This window comes from Hydrogenophaga sp. GW101-3F08 (genome assembly GCF_059424585.1).
Window position 1 is genome coordinate 148,421 of record NZ_JBWKZP010000005.1, and the last position, 16,286, is coordinate 164,706.

Below are 16,286 nucleotides of genomic sequence, written 5' to 3' on the forward strand. Positions count from 1 at the left end.
TCGGTCCATGATCGGGGCGTCGATCCAGCGAAGTGGCCGGTGGGCGTGGCGGCTGTTCGCGCTGGCGGCGCTGCTGTCCGTGGGCATCAGTCTGTGGGATTACGGCGGGCGCTGGTACACCCCGCGGCTGGAGCTGCGCAACTTCATCATGCTCGGCCTCTTCTGGGGCGCCCGCCTGGCCGGGCCGTTCCTGCTGTGGGGGCTGATCGCGCAGGCCGTTGCGCTGCCCTGGTCGCGGCGCTGGCGCCCGCTGCTGGGGGCGCTGTTTGTTTCCGTTGGCCTGTGGGCCTCGTTGGTGGAGCCCGAGCTCATCCGGGTGCGCACCACCACGCTCACCGGCATCCCGGCGGGCGCCCAGCCGGTGCGCCTGGCGGTGATCGCCGACATCCACTGGGGCCTGTTTCTGCGGGACCACCAGTTGCAGCGGCTGGTTGAGCGGCTCAACGCGCTGGAGGTGGACGCCGTGCTGGTGGCGGGCGACTGGGTGCACGAGCCGCCGCGCGACCTGCATGCCGGCCTGGCGCCCCTGGCCCAGGTCCGGGCGCCGCTGTTCGGGGTGATGGGCAACCACGATGTGCAGGCCCCGGGGCCGGACCTCACCGAGCCGCTTCGCGCGGCGCTCCAGGCCCACGGTGTGCGCCTGCTCGACGGCCGGACCCTGGCCTGGCGCGGCTGGGAACTGGTGGGGCTGGACGATCTCTGGGGTGGTCAACCCCAGGCGCAGATCCGCGCGCTGTGGCCATCGGGGACCACCCCGGTGCCCGCCCGCCTGGTGGTCACGCACCAGCCCGACACCGTGGCGCTGCTGCCGCCTTCGGCCGCGTTTCTCTCGGTGGCCGGGCACACCCATGGGGGGCAGATCTGGATTCCGGGGCTCACGCCCTGGTTCCTGCGCCACACCAACACCGAGCAACCGTGGTGGAACGGTCTGTACACCACCCCGGCGGGGCCCTTGCTGGTCACGCCCGGCATTGGCACCATCGGCCCGCCGGCGCGTCTGGCGGTGGTGCCGACGATCGATGTGGTGGAGCTGCGGCGCTAGACCGAAACACCCCCCCCTCCGCGCTGCGCACGCCCCCTCCAGGGGGCAACGCGATGCGGCCTGGCGAAGCCAGTTCAGGTGTCCGCGTCAGCAGTTCAGCGTGAGGATGTGTTTGCGCTTGTCGGCGAGCAACTCGTCCAGCGCGATGCGCAGCCAGGCGAGGTGGGCCTGGGCGTCGGCCTGAAGTTCGTGTCCACCGTCGGGCAGCAGCGCCACCACCACCTTGAAGCGCAGCGAGGTGCCCACCGGCAGCAGATCCGAGGGGCGCAGGCCACTGGCCACGATGCTGGTGGCCGCGGCCACGGCCTGGGCCGTGCGCACCGGGCCCTCCATCAGCAGGGCAAAACTGTTGTCGCCCACCCGCGCGGCGGTGTCCACGTCGCGCGCCACCGAGCGCAGGCGCGAGCCGGTGAGCACCAGGGCCCGGTCGGCGGTTTCGCGGCCGTGCTCGCGCGCGAACGTCTCGTGGTTGTCCAGGTCGATCAGGAGCAGGGCGTTGTGGTGGTTGTAGCGCTGGGCGCGGATCAGGCTGTCGTGCAGCCGCAGCATGAAGTTGTGCCGGTTGGTCAGGCCGGTGAGCGGCTCGGTGACCGCCAGCGCCTTGGCGCGGGTCTGCGACTCGTGCTGCATGGACGAGCGCTGCAGCAGGCCATAGATCAGCAGGGGCGCTTCGATGGCCGCCGCGATCACCATGCCGTACTGCGAGAGAAAGCCCGAGGAGATGAGCCCGAAATTGCGCATCACCGGCAGCGCGCCGGCCAGCAGCACCGGCAGGATGCCCAGGGCGATCCAGCGCGCCCAGCCCTCCCGGCTGCGCCAGGCGGTCCAGAGCAGGGCGTAGACCAGCAGCATGGCCAGCGCGCCCGTGGCGGTGATGGCCTCGAAACTCCATTGGGACGGGGCCACCTGATCCAGGACCACCAGACCGAGCATGACCGCTGCCAGGCTGAGCGAGAGGCGGTCCAGCCAACGCCCGGTGCGCCGCGGCTGCACCAGGTGGCGCACGAACAGCAGCCCGGCCACCGCCGCCAGTGGCATCAGCACGAACTCGGCCGCGCCGTTCCAGCGCGCGGAATCGGGCCACAGGAACTGCCCTCCCACCCCCAGCGAAGCCGCCAGCGACAGCCCCAGCAGCGTGATGTAGATCGCGTAGGCGGCAAAGCTGCTGTCGCGGAACACCAGCGCGTTGGCCACCGCCACCACCACGAGCAACAAGGTCATGCCGAAATAGGCGCCCAGCATGAACTGCTGGTGGATGCGCTGCTCGCGCAACTGGTCGTGGCTGTGGATGAACAGCTCGCCCGAGAACGGGACGCGCGCGTGTTGGATGCGCACCCAGTAGGCCACCGGCGCATCGCTGCGCGGGGCCAGCTTGAACACGGGGTAGCGGTCGGGCGACGCCCAGGCGTTTACGGGCAGGCGGTCGCCCGCGTGCTGCTCAATCCAGCTGCCGTTGGCGCCGCGGTGGTACAGGCTCACGCTGTCGGTGCCCGAGCGCGCCAACTCCAACTCCCAGTGCGCGTTGTTGTCCTGGGCCCAGGCGGTGAAGCCGATCCAGAGCGCGGCCTTGCCTTCCAGCCGCAGGCGGTGTTGCCCCGCGCGCAAATCGAACGGCAGGTCGGCCTGGCGCTGCTCCACGTCCTGCACCGTGAGCTGGCCGTCGGGGTCCACCCACCAGGCGCTGCGCTGGGCCAGATGCACGCTTTTCAGTGAACCGTCGAGCAGCACCGGGGGCAGGCTGGAGGGGGTGGTGGCCGGTGCGGCGAATGCGCTGGCGCACAGCGACAGCGCCAACCCGAGCAGCCGCGCCATGAATCGGCGGAGGGAGGCCTGCAAAAGGGGGCGGGCGGGCGGGGCGGAAGCCCGGGCCGCCAGGTTCGTGTGAAGCATCTCCCGATTGTGTCGCCACCGGCCGAGGGCCGCGTGGTCATCGCTGGCGCCCGGTCCCATGGCCTGCGGGTTGCGGCCTGTTTGCGACACCCGCCCACGTGAAAAAGCCCCAGCCGGCAAGTTGCCGTCTGGGGCCTGAGGGGTGAGCCGGGCCGGGTCAGGCGAAAGCAGAGAGTGCCTTGCGCATCTTCTTCATGGCCGCCACCTCGATCTGGCGCACCCGCTCGGCGCTCACGCCGTACTCGGCCGCCAGCTCGTGCAGCGTCATGCCGCCCGAGCCGTCGTCGTTCACCTTGAGCCAGCGCTCCGTCACGATGCGGCGCGAGCGCTCGTCGAGTTCGCCCATGGCGCGTGCCACGCCTTCGGTGGCCAGCGCGTCGCGTTCGGCCGATTCGAGCACGGCGGTCGGCTCGTGGGTGGCGTCGGCCAGGTAGGCGATGGGGCCGAAGCTGTCTTCGCCATCGTCGCCCGGGGTCGGGTCCAGCACCACGTCACCCCCCGAGAGCCGGGTTTCCATTTCGCGCACTTCGGCGGGCTTGACGTTCAGGTCGCGCGCCACCACGTCCACCTCGCCGTCGGAAAACGCCTCGCGGTGGGTGTCGCCGTCCAGCGCTTCCGAGCGGAAGCCCTGCTTCATCGAGCGCAGGTTGAAAAACAGCTTGCGCTGGGCCTTGGTGGTCGCCACCTTGACCATGCGCCAGTTCTTCAGGATGTATTCGTGGATCTCGGCCTTGATCCAGTGCATGGCGTAGCTCACCAGGCGCACGCCCTGATCGGGGTCAAAGCGCTTGACGGCCTTCATCAGGCCCACATTGCCCTCCTGGATCAGGTCGCCGTGTGGCAGACCGTAGCCCAGGTACTGGCGCGCGATGGACACCACCAGCCGCAGGTGCGAGAGCACCAGCTGCCCGGCGGCGTCGATGTCGTTGCCATCGCGCAGGCGGCGCGCGGCGCTTTGTTCTTCTTCCAGCGTCAGCAGCGGCATGCGGTTGACGGCCGAAATGTACGCGTCCAGGTTGCCCAGCGCGGGCAGGGTCAGCGAACGGCTCGCCCAGGGGCTGACCGTGGCCAGTGTGGCGGACGGCAGGGCGGCGGGGACAAGAGACGCAGACATCGTGAAAACCCTCCTCAGGTTGACTTGCTGTTCATGTTAGCACTCTCTGTGAGCGAGTGCTAAGGCGGAAGTTCCATGGCCGGGGTGGGGAGGGGTTTTGATGCTCAAGAACGCCAAAAAACCAATGAAAAGGATTGCATTGTTAGGATACAATTTTTCACAGATAGTCACCTATATGGACAAGTGCACCGACCTCTATCGGTCATCGGTGCCGCAGCGGAGGGGTATTCCCATGGAATGGTTTGGCGTGCCGCGCAGTCGGCGTTTGGTGGAGTTGTGTGTCCGTTTTTCCCTGGTGGGCGCTTTGGCGGTCTTAGGGATGGCGCAGGCGCAGACTTTGGTGCCGGGCCATACGCCCGGCGAGTTTTCCGTCTCGCCCAGTGGCGCAGCCATTTACAGCATTCCTATTCAAGTGCCGCCCGGGGTTGCGGGTATGGCGCCCAGCCTGTCGTTGAACTACAGCAGTCAAGGGGGCAATGGAATCGCCGGGTTGGGCTGGTCGCTTGATGGCGAGTCAAGCATTACGCGGTGCCCGGGGACGCTGGCCACGGATGGCGTGCAAGGCCGGGTGAATCACGATGGCAATGACCGCTTCTGCATGGATGGTCAGCGGCTCATGCTGGTCAGCGGTGGCTATGGTGCAGCGGGCAGCGAATACAGAACCGAGTTTGATCAATTCAGCAAAGTGGTGGCCAATGGAGCGGCTGCCGGAAACGCCGCCAATGGCCCCGAGAGCTTCACGGTCTACACCAAAGACGGGCGTACTCTGCAATACGGGACCACTGAGGACTCGCGCATCGAAGCGCAAGGCAAGGTTGTGGTGGCTACCTGGGCGGTGCACTCGGTTGGCGACGTCAAGGGCAACACCATGGTTTTCAACTACGGTGAGGACAACGCTGGCGGAGATTGGCGTTTGCAAAGCGTTGGCTATGCCGGGCGCTCGGTGCATTTCATCTACGAGGTGCGGCCGGACATCTATCGTGGCTACCAGGTCGGCTCGCTGATTGCCCCTTACGCTAGGTTGACGCAGATTGAAACCCGTATCGGCACTGCGGTGGTCCAGCGCACGAAGCTGACATACGACGCGTCTTCCAACCTCTACGGGTCCCGACTGGCGTCGGTGCAGTTGTGCGACAAGGACAACAAGTGCCTGGCTCCGGCGACCTTTGGTTGGGGGTCGGTTGGGCCTGATGAGTACACCAGTGCTTTCGGTGTCAGCCATGGGGGAGGGAAAGACAACAACATCACCGCCGATTTCAATGGAGATGGCCGAAGCGACATGATGGGCTTCACCGGGTCCGGAGCAGACTGGCACGTTTGTTTGGCTTCCGCAACCGTTGCTGCTCCTGCGTTCGATTGTTCGTTGTGGCAGGCCACGGCCGTGGGTGTCAAGGGGGTTGTTACGGGTGACTTCAATGGTGACGGGCGTGCCGACATCGCTGGATACACGGGTACGGCCGACAAATGGGCGGTCTGTTTGTCCGTCGGTTCGAATTTCAGCTGCACCTACTGGTACAGCCATTCGGGTGGGGTTGCCAAGAACGTCGGTGGAGACTTCAACGGCGATGGCCGCACCGATATGGCGTACTACTCGGGTGCCAATGGAATCTGGAAGATGTGCTTGTCCACGGGGTCTGCGTTTTCCTGCAGCAACTGGACCTCGCATGGCGGTGGCCCCGACAACAACCTGACGGCTGACTTCAATGGTGATGGCTTGGATGACATGGCGGGCTACACCGGCAGCAATGGACAGTGGCATGTTTGCCTTGGTAATGGCGGCGGTTTCAATTGTTCGCTTATGACTAGCCACACGGGTGGAGTGAGCAAGACCACATTGGGGGACTTCAATGGCGATGGGCTGATCGATATGGCCGGGTTCCTTGGCACGCCAGGGTCAGGGGTCGCGCCTTGGAAGATCTGTTTGTCAACGGGTCAAACGTTCAATTGCTCAGACTGGACGGCGCACAACGCCGGGTTGCAGGGCGCCGTGGGCGACTACAACGGTGATGGACGCACCGATCTGGCGGCCTACAACGGTAGTTTGGGCCAGTGGCGGATGTGTCTTTCCACCGGGACGAACTTCAATTGCTCCATGTGGTCAGGTGCTGCCCACAACGAGGCCCAAGGCGACTACAACGGTGATGGTATCAATGACTTTGCCGCCTACACGGGTTCGGGCGGCAACTGGCGTTTCTCGTTTTCGCTCAAGAATGAACGGCCCGTGATTCAAGAAATAACCCGTGGCAGTACTACTGTGGGCATTACGTACCAAGGTATGTCTGCTCAGGGGCAAGAGGTCTACGGCAAGGCCAACGATGCCGTCTATCCCCTCAGAGATCTGCAAATGCCGATGCGCCTGGTCAGGCGAACCACCCAAAGCAATGGTGTTGGCGGATCCAATGGGTCTTTGTATTCCTACGGTGGCTTAAAGGGAGAGCAGGCCAGTGGCCCGGGCAGAGGTCGAGGCAACCTGGGTTTTGCGTGGATGAAGGTGAAGGAAGAAGCCACAGGCGTGGAGACCTTTTCCCAGTACCCGCAGGTGCATCCCTATGTGGGTCAGGTGACAACGAGCGAGACGCGTTTGGCCAATGCGGGCAATGCGGGGGTACTCAAGCGAACCGAGGTGGCGTACGGCTGTTACCAAACCATGGGAGCCGCCGCCTCATCGGGTTGTCCTCTGGCCACGCCCGGGCTGGTGTACCACGTCTTCCCAATCAAGACCACTGAGTCCAGCTGGGACCTGAACGGAGCGGTCATGCCCGTGATCGAGAGCTCGCGTCAGCTCGGTGGCACGGCCGACACCTCAGGCACGGTGCGCCAGTTCGGTGACATCACGCAGGTGCAGGTCGACATCTTGCAAGGAGGTGCGCTCAAGCACCGCAAGCTCACGGTCAACGAGTACCACCCGGCCAAGACAACAGGAGCGGACTGGCAGATCGGGCGACTCAAGAAAGCCACGGTGAGCAGTACCCAGTACTGACGCTGAAGCAAGACGAACAGAGCGCAAGCACAACACAAGCCCTGGAGGGAGGGAATATGAAGAACATTGATCAGGCGCGCGCGCGCCGTGTGGGTCGCGGGGTGCTGCTGTCGGCACTGGGTGTTTTGTTGGGTCTGGTGGTCGCCAGCGCCCATGCACAGAGCACCATCACCCGCGTCAGCAGCTTCGAATACGACGCAGCGGGCGTGTTGATCAAGGAAGTGATTGAGCCGGATCAGCCCGACAACTGCCTGCAGACCACCCACACTTACAGCGCCCAGGGCAACCCGACGGGCACCAGCACCTCTGCGTGCGCGGGTGCCAGCGGCCATGCGATCTCCAGCGCTTCGGTGGCCCGCGCCAGCGCCAGGGCCTATGAGGCGCCGTCGGCCGTCAGCATTGATGGTGTGAGCTACACCACCCCGGCGGGTGTGTTCGCCACGCAAGAGACCAACGCCGCGGAGCAGGGCGAGAGCCGCGAGCCGGACCCCCGTACGGGTCAACCCCTGAAGCTGGTGGGCCCCAACGGCGGCATCACCACCTGGGCGTACGACAGCTTCGGGCGCAAGATCCGCGAGAACCGGGCCGACGGCACCTACACCGTCACGGAGTACAAGCTGTGCCAGGTGCCCGGGCAGGCGGTGGACCCGCTGTGTGCGACTCCCGTGAGCCATGGCGGCTTCACGCACACGCTGGAGTGGTACGTCAAGGAAACCTCCTACGGCACCGACGGCGTGCCCCTCGCGGCGTCCAGCTACCAGTTCCATGACACCCTGGGCCGGGCGGTGCGCACCCGAAGCGACGGCTTCTTCCACCGCGATGCGGCCTTCCGCATGGCCACCATCCAGGACACCGTCTACAACGCGCTGGGCCAGACCGTCTTCCAGTCCATTCCCTACCTGATCCAGGGTGGCAACCCCTGGTGGAGCAGCTACGAATACGACGCGCTCGGGCGTGTGGTCAAAGAGACCACCCCCGATGGCAGCGGCGCGTCGTCGGTCCTGCAGACGAGCTACAACGGCTTGGTGGTGACCATCACGAATGCGCTGAATCAGGTCAAGACCATCTACAAGAACGCGCTGGGCCAGACCGATCGCATCGTTGACAACCTCGGTTCGGAGGTGCGCTACACCTACGACGCACTGGGGCAACTGACCCAGACCAACGCGGCCGGCTCCGTCACCCGTCTCACCTACGACGTGCGCGGGCGCAAGACCAGCATGCAAGACCCGGCCATGGGCCGCTGGGACTACGCCTACAACGTCTTTGGCGAACTGGTCTGGCAGCAAGACAGCCTTGGCAAGGTCACCACCATGAGCTACGACGTGCTCGGGCGCTTGCGCCAGCGCACCGAACCCGACCTGGTGAGCAACTGGTACTACGACCAGCGGGCCGATGGCAGCAGCTGCGGCGCGGGCATCGGCAAACTCTGCGAAGCCACGGCCGACAACGGCTACCGCCGCCGGCACACCTACGACCTGATGGGCCGGCCCACCAGCACCTCCAACGTGCTGGACAACGCCGCGCAACCGGCGGTGGTCACCCAAAGCTACGACGCCGTTACCGGCCGCCTGAAAGAGCAGACCTGGCCCAGCGGCTACAAAGCCATCTACGAATACACCACCGCCAGCACCGAATGGACGGCGGGCCACCTGCTGCGCGTGCGCGGGGTGGACAACGGCACGCAGAACGCCAGCTGGCAGGCCCTGGACAAAGACCCGCAAGGGCGACTGACGGCCTACCTCAACGGCAACAACATCGTCACGCAGCGCGACATCGAAGCCGTCACGGGCAAGGTCCATGGCATCCAGGCCACGCTCAACGGCCAGGCCACGGGCAACGTGCTCAACCACGCGTACACCTACGACAAGCTGGGCAACCTGCTCACGCGCAGCGACGCCAACACCGGCGTGGCCGAAAGCTTCAGCTACGACGCGCTCAACCGCCTGAGCATGACCAGCAAGCTGGGCGGTAGCCTGGAGAACAGCCAGAGCGTGCAGGTGCTCTTCGACGAGCGCGGCAACATCAAATACAAGAGCGACGTCGGCTATTACCACTACGACGCGCAGCGCCCCAACCGCCTGACGGCCATCACCACCACGCAGGAGAACTGGTCGGGCGCCATGGGCGCGGTGACCGTGCCCAATACCGGCAACAAGGCCCTGGCCTACGCCTTTGACGACTACCTGCCCGGCGTGCGCAACATCAACCTGGGCCAGGGCGACGTCGCCATGGGCAACGGCAACCTGATGTACACCGTCAGCCAGGACCAGGCCGGCGGCGCACACACCGTGCGCTGGGAGGAGTACACCAGCTTCAACAAGATCCGGGAGATGCGCTTTGGCAACCTGAGCGACCCGGCCAACCCCACCGATGCGGTGGCCGACCGCACGGTCGCCTTCGTCTACGGCCCCGAACACCAGCGGCTGCGCCAGACCATCACGCTCACCAGCAACGCGCCCAGCCACATGGAAGCGGGCACCACCTGGTACATGAACGGCCCCGACAGCCTGGGCCTGAGCTATGAGAAGGAAGTCAAGGCCAACGGCCTGATCGAGCACAAGCACTACCTGAGCGCGGGTGGGGCACAGTTCGCGCTGCACACCCAGCGCGAAGGCAACCTCAACGGCAAGCCGGCCAAGGCGGTGAGCTACTTCCACCACGACCACCTGGGCAGCCTGGCGGCCATCACCAACGAGGCCGGGGCCGTGGTTGAACGCCTGGCCTACGACCCCTGGGGCAAGCGGCGCCAGGTGGATGGTCCGAGCGACCCCAGCGGCAACCTGACCTCGAGCGTGACCAAGCGTGGCTACACCATGCACGAGCACATGGACGAGATGGGCGTGATCAACATGAACGGGCGGGTCTACGACTCGGCCATCGGGCGCTTCCTTACCGCGGACCCTTACATCCAGGCGCCGGACAATCTGCAGAGCTTCAACCGCTATGCCTATGTGCTCAACAATCCGTTGGCCTACACCGACCCCACCGGGTACTGGAGCTTCAGTCGTTTTGTGAGAAGCGTGTTCAAGGCCACGCATGTGCCCACAATGACGAACGTCTTCAAGGCTGTTGCGGCTCACCCGGGGCAGAAGCAGGTCGACAAGAAGGTCATGAGCAGCAAAAAGACCTATGCTGCAGGCAAGATCATCGTGACGGCGGTGGCCAGCATTTGGGGCGCTGGTCAATACGCTGCAGCGGCCTGGGATTCCTACTACTCATACCAAGCGACTGGTTCAGCCAACGCCGCGTTCAAGGCTGGGGCAACCACATACGCAACGGCCATGGCATTCAATGCGGCTGGCGATATTGGAGCTTATGGTGACGTGGCACGAATCGCGGCCCACGCAGTCGTTGGCTGCGCCGCCAGCAAGGTTCAGGGAGGAAGCTGCTCCAGTGGTGCCGCGGGGGCAGCGGTGGGTGTCGGTACCGGTATGGTGCTGGGGCACAGTTGGGCATCGTCAGTGATTGGCGGGGGGCTTGGCTCGGTTGCTGCTGGGGGCAACTTTGAAGATGGCGCAGTGATGGGTGCGATGGGCTACGCATTCAATTGCTTGGCGCACGGTTGCCTGAACAGGCTATTCTCCTCTGCGCCGTTGCGAGGAACAAATGGAGACATGGGGCATGCCGCAGTTGATGGCGCTCGCAGGGGGCTTCTTGCTACTGCAAACGTTGGTCAAACTGCTATTGCAGTTTGTGGACTAGGCGCCGCTCCTTGTCGATTTGCGGATGCGGTTCTAGGGTATGAGTCTGCGCTTATTGATCTAAAGATCACGGGTAATTCGGACGCTTTGATCTCACAGCTTGCGGGGACTGGAGCTGGTGCAGTTGGAGGATCGGTTCTGTCGCACGGAAATAAAATAGCAGGAAATGTTTGGTCGAATAGTGTGGTGGAGAGCTGGGGTTATGTTATAGATAAAATAGTTGGCATTGGCGTGGGGGAGTCGCAAAAAGGATCGGGAAATTGAGGTTGTGTGGATTGTTGTGATGGATTGTATGTAGAAAATGGATGCTGAAAAATCTAATATCCTTGTATTGGCTCGACTGAGGTATGAGTGGCTCATATGTGTGTTGGGGATGATTGCGATAATTTCAGGTGTATTGTGTAATATTGATGTGGGTGGATTGCTTCTATTTGTTGCCACTTTTTTGATTGTCGAGGTCGGGGGGGTTCGAGCGTACAGAAAGGTTCTGCGTGGTGAGGAGGTTTATCATGCATTAACGAGAATTGTTTTGTCGAAATCAAGTGGTTTTGGCGTGTTGTTGTCTTGCATGATTTTTGAGTTGGTAATTGTTCTTGCGGTGGCGGTAATTACTTTATGGAATGGGTTTTATTCGTGTGGCGAACAGCTCCTGAATGCGTTGATGTGATGGGTTGTCCGTAATAAAACCAAGATCAAGTTTTATCGATAAATTGATTGAAAATCATTGATGATTTTGGATTTTTTGTTCGAGCGGTTGATGTCTTAAATTCCATTCGTGTTCGGTATGCAGCTGCCGCCCGTCTTGGTTATCACATATTGGATATGATCGCGTCTTGAATTCAGCTTTTTCCGGTTGAAAGAAGATGGCGTGTGTTTAGTTAATTTACAGGAATCGGATGAACGGATGAAGCCCTCAGCACTATCTTGGGTCAAGCGCTCGGCGGTCCACGCTATGCTGGGAGTGGTGTTCCTCTCCGCCTGCGGCGGCGGCAACGAACAAGCCGGCGCCACCGACCTCTACGGCGCCTACGACGTGATCGAAGGTGGCATGAGCGAAGTCCAGGTCAAGTCCGTGGTCGGCACCGAACCGCAGCGCCGCCAGGCCGATGGCGATAAGGCCCAGATCCTCACCTGGGAAACCGACGCCAACACCTACCGCCACACCACCCTGCTGGTGACGCTGCATGACGAGGACGGGGTGACCCGCAAGATCGTTACTGGCTACCGCGGCAACCAGTCGCAGTCGTTCTGAGTGGCGGGGATGCGCAGGCCCCGCATGCTGACGCTGGACCTGCACCGGCCGTGGTCTGCCTGGCCGCCCGCCGCGCAATGGGGGGTGCTGGCTGGGGTGCTCTGCGTTGCTGGGTTGGGGCTGTTGGGGCAGAGGCAATGGCAGCAGCGCGCGCTGGGCGTGAGCCATGCGCAGCTCCGCATGTTGCAAAGCCAATGGGCCGAAACGCGGGCCGCCAGGGATGCGGCTGAAAAGCGCCCATCCGGTGCCGGGGTGGCTTCCGGCGCACAGGCCCCCATGGAGCTGGCGTTCTGGCCCAGCCGCGCGCAGGGGGTGGATGGTTGGGTGCGGGTGGCCGCCCACGCGGCGGCCGAGGCCGCCGGGGTGTCGCTGCAGCAACTGAGCGTGACTTACCCCGAGCCACAGGCTGTCGGCCAACCGGCTCCGGTTTCCTATGCGGTGCTGCAGGTCTCGGCCCGCGGCAGCTACGCGGCCCTGAAAACCTGGCAGGCCCACATGCAGCAGTTGCCGAGCCTGGGGGTGGAGCGCCTGCGTTGGCAGTCTCCACCGAGTGACGGCTCGGGTCACCTCAGCGCCGACTGGACGTGGCGGCTGTGGCTCAAGCCTGGAGGGGGTGGTGCATTGGCCGCACCGCCCTTGGCGGGCGCGCCCGCGCCCTTGCGACCCTTGCTGGCCGAAGCGAGGCGTGACCCTTTTGGCATGACGGCGCCTCCCCCGCCGCCGGCGCCGGTGGTGGCCTACGTGCCCCCGCCCGCGCCAGCGGTTCAGTTGCCGCCAGCGCGACCGCCCCTGGTGTGGGAAACACTGGGGCGCCTGCGGGGGCCAGACGGGCGGTACCGCATCACGGGCCACTGGGGCGACCCGGCGGCCGTGGTCACCCTGGCCGAAGGCGACGAGAGTCCGCGCGGCCATCGGGTGGCCCGCATCACCGCCCAGACGATGGAACTGCTGCACCCCGATACCCAGGAGCGTTTGCGGTTCAGCCTGCCGCAGGCCCCCCGGTTCGAACGTCGATAATCCAGCATGCACACACGCAAAACAATGGAAGAGGGTGGCCGCAGCCCTTGGACAAGAGGTTGGACATGGGCGATGGTGCTGTTGCTCGGGGTGGGCCTGGCCGGCTGCGCCCAGCAACGCATTCGCGACGAATCCCACAAACTGATGCGCGATGGGCGCTACGAGCAGGCCATCCAGACCCTGAAGGAAGGCGTGGCCGAATACCCCGAAAGCGCGCTCCTGCGGGCGGGTTTGGCCACGGCGCAGACGGACGTGGTCTCGCGTCTGTTGGCGCAAGTGACGGCCGAGCGCGCAGCCGGGCAGTGGCAGGCCGCGCAAGACACGCTCCAGCGCGCGGCCACCCTGCACCCCGAACACCCGCGGGTGCGTGACCTGCAAGCGCAGTTGCGTGCCGAAGAGGCGGCCCTGCAGGCGCTGGCGCTGGCCCGAAAAACCGCGCAGGGCGGGCAGCCAGCGCAGCTGGTGCAGGCCCTGCAGATGGTGGACCAGGGCCTGGTGCGCACGCCCCGCCAGCCCGACCTGCTGGCCTACAAGCGGCAACTGGAAGCCGACCTGCGCCAACACAGTGCGTTTGCCCGCCAGCACAGCCTGGCCGAGACCCGGCCCATCAGCTTGAGCTTCAGGCAGGCGCCGCTGTCGTCTTTGCTGGAGGCGATCCGTCTCGGCACAGGCATTGATTTCGTGCTCGACCGGGAAGTGCAGACCGAGCAGAGTGCGAGCGTGTACATCCGGGAAGCACGGGTCGAAGACGCCATCGACTTGGTGCTCGGCGCGTTTCAGCTCTCGCGCCGCATCGTGGACGGCAAGACGGTGCTGGTCTACCCCAACACGCCGGAAAAACACAAGGAGCACCGGGAGCAGGTGATCCGCGTGTTTCACCTCTCACACGCCGACGCCAAAGCCACCTCCACACTGCTGCAGTACATGTTGCGGATACAGCCACCGTATGTGGACGAACGGGCCAATATGCTGGCGTTGCGTGAGTCGCCCGAGCTCATGGCGGTGGCCGAACGCCTGGTGGCCCTGCACGACATGGGCGAGGCCGAGGTGATGCTCGAAGTGGAGGTGCTGGAGGTCAAGTCTTCTCGGTTGACCGAGCTGGGGGTGAATTTCCCCAACAATTTCTCGCTCTCGCTGCTGCCCATGCCCAACCAGACCGGCATCACGGTCGACACCTTCAACAACCTGAATCTGCGTGGTGGCTTCAATGGCATCAACTATGCCCAGGTGGGGTTGTCGGTGGGCAATCTGCTGGTCAACCTCAAGCGCGAGGTGGGGGACTTCAATACCTTGGCCAACCCGCGCATCCGGGCGCGCAACAAGGAAAAAGCCACCATCATGGTGGGTGACAAGGTGCCGGTGATCACCACCACGGCGGCCTCCAGTGGTGGCTTCGTTTCAGAGAGCGTGAACTACCTCGATGTCGGCCTGAAGCTGGAGGTGGAGCCCACCGTCTCACCCGACGACGAGGTGGCCATCAAACTGGCCCTGGAGGTCAGCTCGCTGGCACGCGAGGTGCGCAGTTCCACCGGCTCGGTGGCCTACCAGATTGGCACGCGCAACGCGAACACCACCCTGCGCTTGCGCGACGGCGAGACCCAGTTGCTGGGCGGCCTGATCACCAACGAAGACCGCATGACGTCCAACCGCGTGCCGGGCCTGGGCGACCTGCCGTTGGCCGGGCGCCTGTTCTCCAGCCAGAAGGACGATACCCAGCGCACCGAGCTGGTGTTGGCCATCACGCCGCGCATCCTGCGCAGTGCGCCCAACCCAGACCTGGCGCAGGCCGAGATGTGGGTGGGCACGGAGAGCTTCACGCGACTGCGCCCGCCGCCCGTTTCGGGCGTCAAACCCTTGGTGGGCGCCCTGGGCAACTCGCCCCAAGGCATGGCGGCGGAGCCGGCCACGGCGGGAGCCACGCCCACCACGTCCGCGGAAACGCAGGCGCAGGCAGCCGGTTTTGCCTTGAGCTTTCAGGGGCCGGCCCAGCTAAAGGTGGGCGAAGAAGCGACCGTGGTGTTGCAGGCCAAGTCCGACGTGCCTTTGACCGCCCTGCCATTGAACCTGCGGTTTACGCCCGACACCCTGCAGATCGTGGGCGTGAACGAGGGGGACTACTTCCAGCAAGGCAATGCGGTGAGCAGCTTCACGCACGCCGTGCGGGCCAAGGAGGGGCGCTTGAGCCTGGGCTTGTTGAGCAATGTTTCGCAGGGCGTGACCGGTGAGGGCGATGTGGTGAGCCTGCGCGTGAAGGCCCTGGCCGCGGGCCCGGCCAGCATTGCCGTGCACAGCGGTGATGTGCTCGGCGTCAATGTGGTGGTGCCCATGCCGGTCAAACCGCAGTGGTCCGTGCAGGTGCCATGAACACCAGGCTCCTGGGCTGGGGCGGTGCGGGCAGGCCACTGGCCCGTGGGTTCACGCTGATCGAGCTGTTGGTGGTGATGGCGGTGCTGGGCATTCTGGCGGCGGCGGTGATGCCCTTGGGTGAAGCCATGGTCCAGGCGCAGAAGGAGCGCGATTTGAGGGCGGCTCTGTGGGAGATCCGCTCGGCCATCGACGAGCACAAACGCCTGGCGGACAAGGGTTTCATTGCCGCTGGCCCGGCGGGCTCGGGCTACCCGGCCAGCTTGGGTGTGTTGGTGGCGGGGGTGGACGACATGCGCCCCGGCGGCACGGGGCGCAAGCTGTACTTTCTGCGCCGGGTGCCGCGCGACCCGTTTGCGCCCGCGTCGTTGCCGCCGGAAGCGACATGGCGGCTGCGCAGCTTCGCTTCGCCCCCAGACGACCCCAAGCCCGGGGCCGATGTGTTTGATCTGCGCTCGTGGTCGGATGCGCTGGGAATGGATGGAACACCCCATGCGTCGTGGTAAGTCCGTCAATGGGCCGCGCCCGTCACGCGGACGTGGAGCGTTCGCTGGGTTCACGTTGATTGAGCTGCTGGTGGTGCTGGCGGTCGTCGCGATCCTGGCCAGCCTCATCGCGCCACAGTACCTCGACCGCATCGACGATGCGCGCGAGACGGTGCTGCGCAAGAACCTGGTGGGTTTGCGCGAGGCGGTCGATCTGTTCTACCGGGACAAGGGTCGCTATCCCAAAAACCTCAAGGAACTGGTGGACGCGCGCTACATACGGGCCGTTCCCGAAGACCCGATGACGGGGGGGACGGACAGCTGGGTGATCGTGCCACCGGTGGCTGGCCAGCGCGATGGTGTGTTCGATGTCAGAAGCGGCTCGCCTGAACGCGCCCGCGACGGCACCCCGTTTTCCCAGTGGTGAGGATCGGGCCC

General features: G+C 64.6%; 11 protein-coding genes. 9 read left to right on the plus strand and 2 right to left on the minus strand.

Annotated features, from left to right (window positions below; all coding sequences use genetic code 11):
- Window positions 1–7: 7 nt before the first annotated feature.
- A complete protein-coding gene (locus tag AC07YZ_RS14735; protein WP_494795272.1) occupies window positions 8–1,042 on the plus strand; it encodes a metallophosphoesterase in 1,035 nt (344 codons plus the stop codon).
- Window positions 1,043–1,129: 87 nt separating this feature from the next.
- Here AC07YZ_RS14735 and AC07YZ_RS14740 read toward each other — a convergent pair whose 3' ends face one another.
- Entirely contained in the window at window positions 1,130–2,854 is a 1,725-nt protein-coding gene (locus tag AC07YZ_RS14740; protein ID WP_494795273.1) for a sensor domain-containing diguanylate cyclase, read from the minus strand.
- 235 nt (window positions 2,855–3,089) lie between these two features.
- Window positions 3,090–4,064, minus strand: coding sequence for an RNA polymerase sigma factor RpoH (gene rpoH / locus AC07YZ_RS14745; protein ID WP_413465813.1), 975 nt, complete (start codon window positions 4,062–4,064; stop codon window positions 3,090–3,092).
- Between the two features lie 82 nt (window positions 4,065–4,146).
- Between rpoH and AC07YZ_RS14750 the strand changes: the two genes are divergently transcribed.
- The 8 genes from AC07YZ_RS14750 to AC07YZ_RS14785 all read left to right on the plus strand — a co-directional run bounded on the left by AC07YZ_RS14750 (window position 4,147) and on the right by AC07YZ_RS14785 (window position 16,275).
- Complete coding sequence (locus tag AC07YZ_RS14750) at window positions 4,147–7,026, plus strand: SpvB/TcaC N-terminal domain-containing protein (RefSeq protein WP_494795274.1); 2,880 nt, start codon at window positions 4,147–4,149, stop codon at window positions 7,024–7,026.
- Window positions 7,027–7,082: 56 nt separating this feature from the next.
- Entirely contained in the window at window positions 7,083–10,994 is a 3,912-nt protein-coding gene (locus AC07YZ_RS14755; RefSeq protein WP_494795275.1) for an RHS repeat domain-containing protein, read from the plus strand.
- 37 nt (window positions 10,995–11,031) lie between these two features.
- The gene (locus AC07YZ_RS14760; protein WP_494795276.1) at window positions 11,032–11,397 is read left to right on the plus strand and encodes a hypothetical protein; all 366 of its coding nucleotides are present in this window, start codon (window positions 11,032–11,034) and stop codon (window positions 11,395–11,397) included.
- A gap of 285 nt (window positions 11,398–11,682) precedes the next feature.
- Entirely contained in the window at window positions 11,683–11,982 is a 300-nt protein-coding gene (locus tag AC07YZ_RS14765; RefSeq protein WP_494795277.1) for a hypothetical protein, read from the plus strand.
- 24 nt (window positions 11,983–12,006) lie between these two features.
- Complete coding sequence (locus AC07YZ_RS14770) at window positions 12,007–12,999, plus strand: hypothetical protein (RefSeq protein WP_494795278.1); 993 nt, start codon at window positions 12,007–12,009, stop codon at window positions 12,997–12,999.
- 72 nt (window positions 13,000–13,071) lie between these two features.
- Window positions 13,072–15,363 carry a secretin GspD/PilQ domain-containing protein gene (locus AC07YZ_RS14775; RefSeq protein WP_494795279.1) on the plus strand — a complete coding sequence of 764 codons (2,292 nt, stop codon included), beginning with the start codon at window positions 13,072–13,074 and terminating at the stop codon, window positions 15,361–15,363.
- A complete protein-coding gene (locus AC07YZ_RS14780) occupies window positions 15,360–15,869 on the plus strand; it encodes a type II secretion system protein (RefSeq protein WP_494795280.1) in 510 nt (169 codons plus the stop codon). Before AC07YZ_RS14775 ends, AC07YZ_RS14780 begins: the two co-directional genes overlap by 4 nt.
- A complete protein-coding gene (locus tag AC07YZ_RS14785; protein ID WP_494795281.1) occupies window positions 15,856–16,275 on the plus strand; it encodes a type II secretion system protein in 420 nt (139 codons plus the stop codon). Before AC07YZ_RS14780 ends, AC07YZ_RS14785 begins: the two co-directional genes overlap by 14 nt.
- Window positions 16,276–16,286 lie beyond the last annotated feature (11 nt).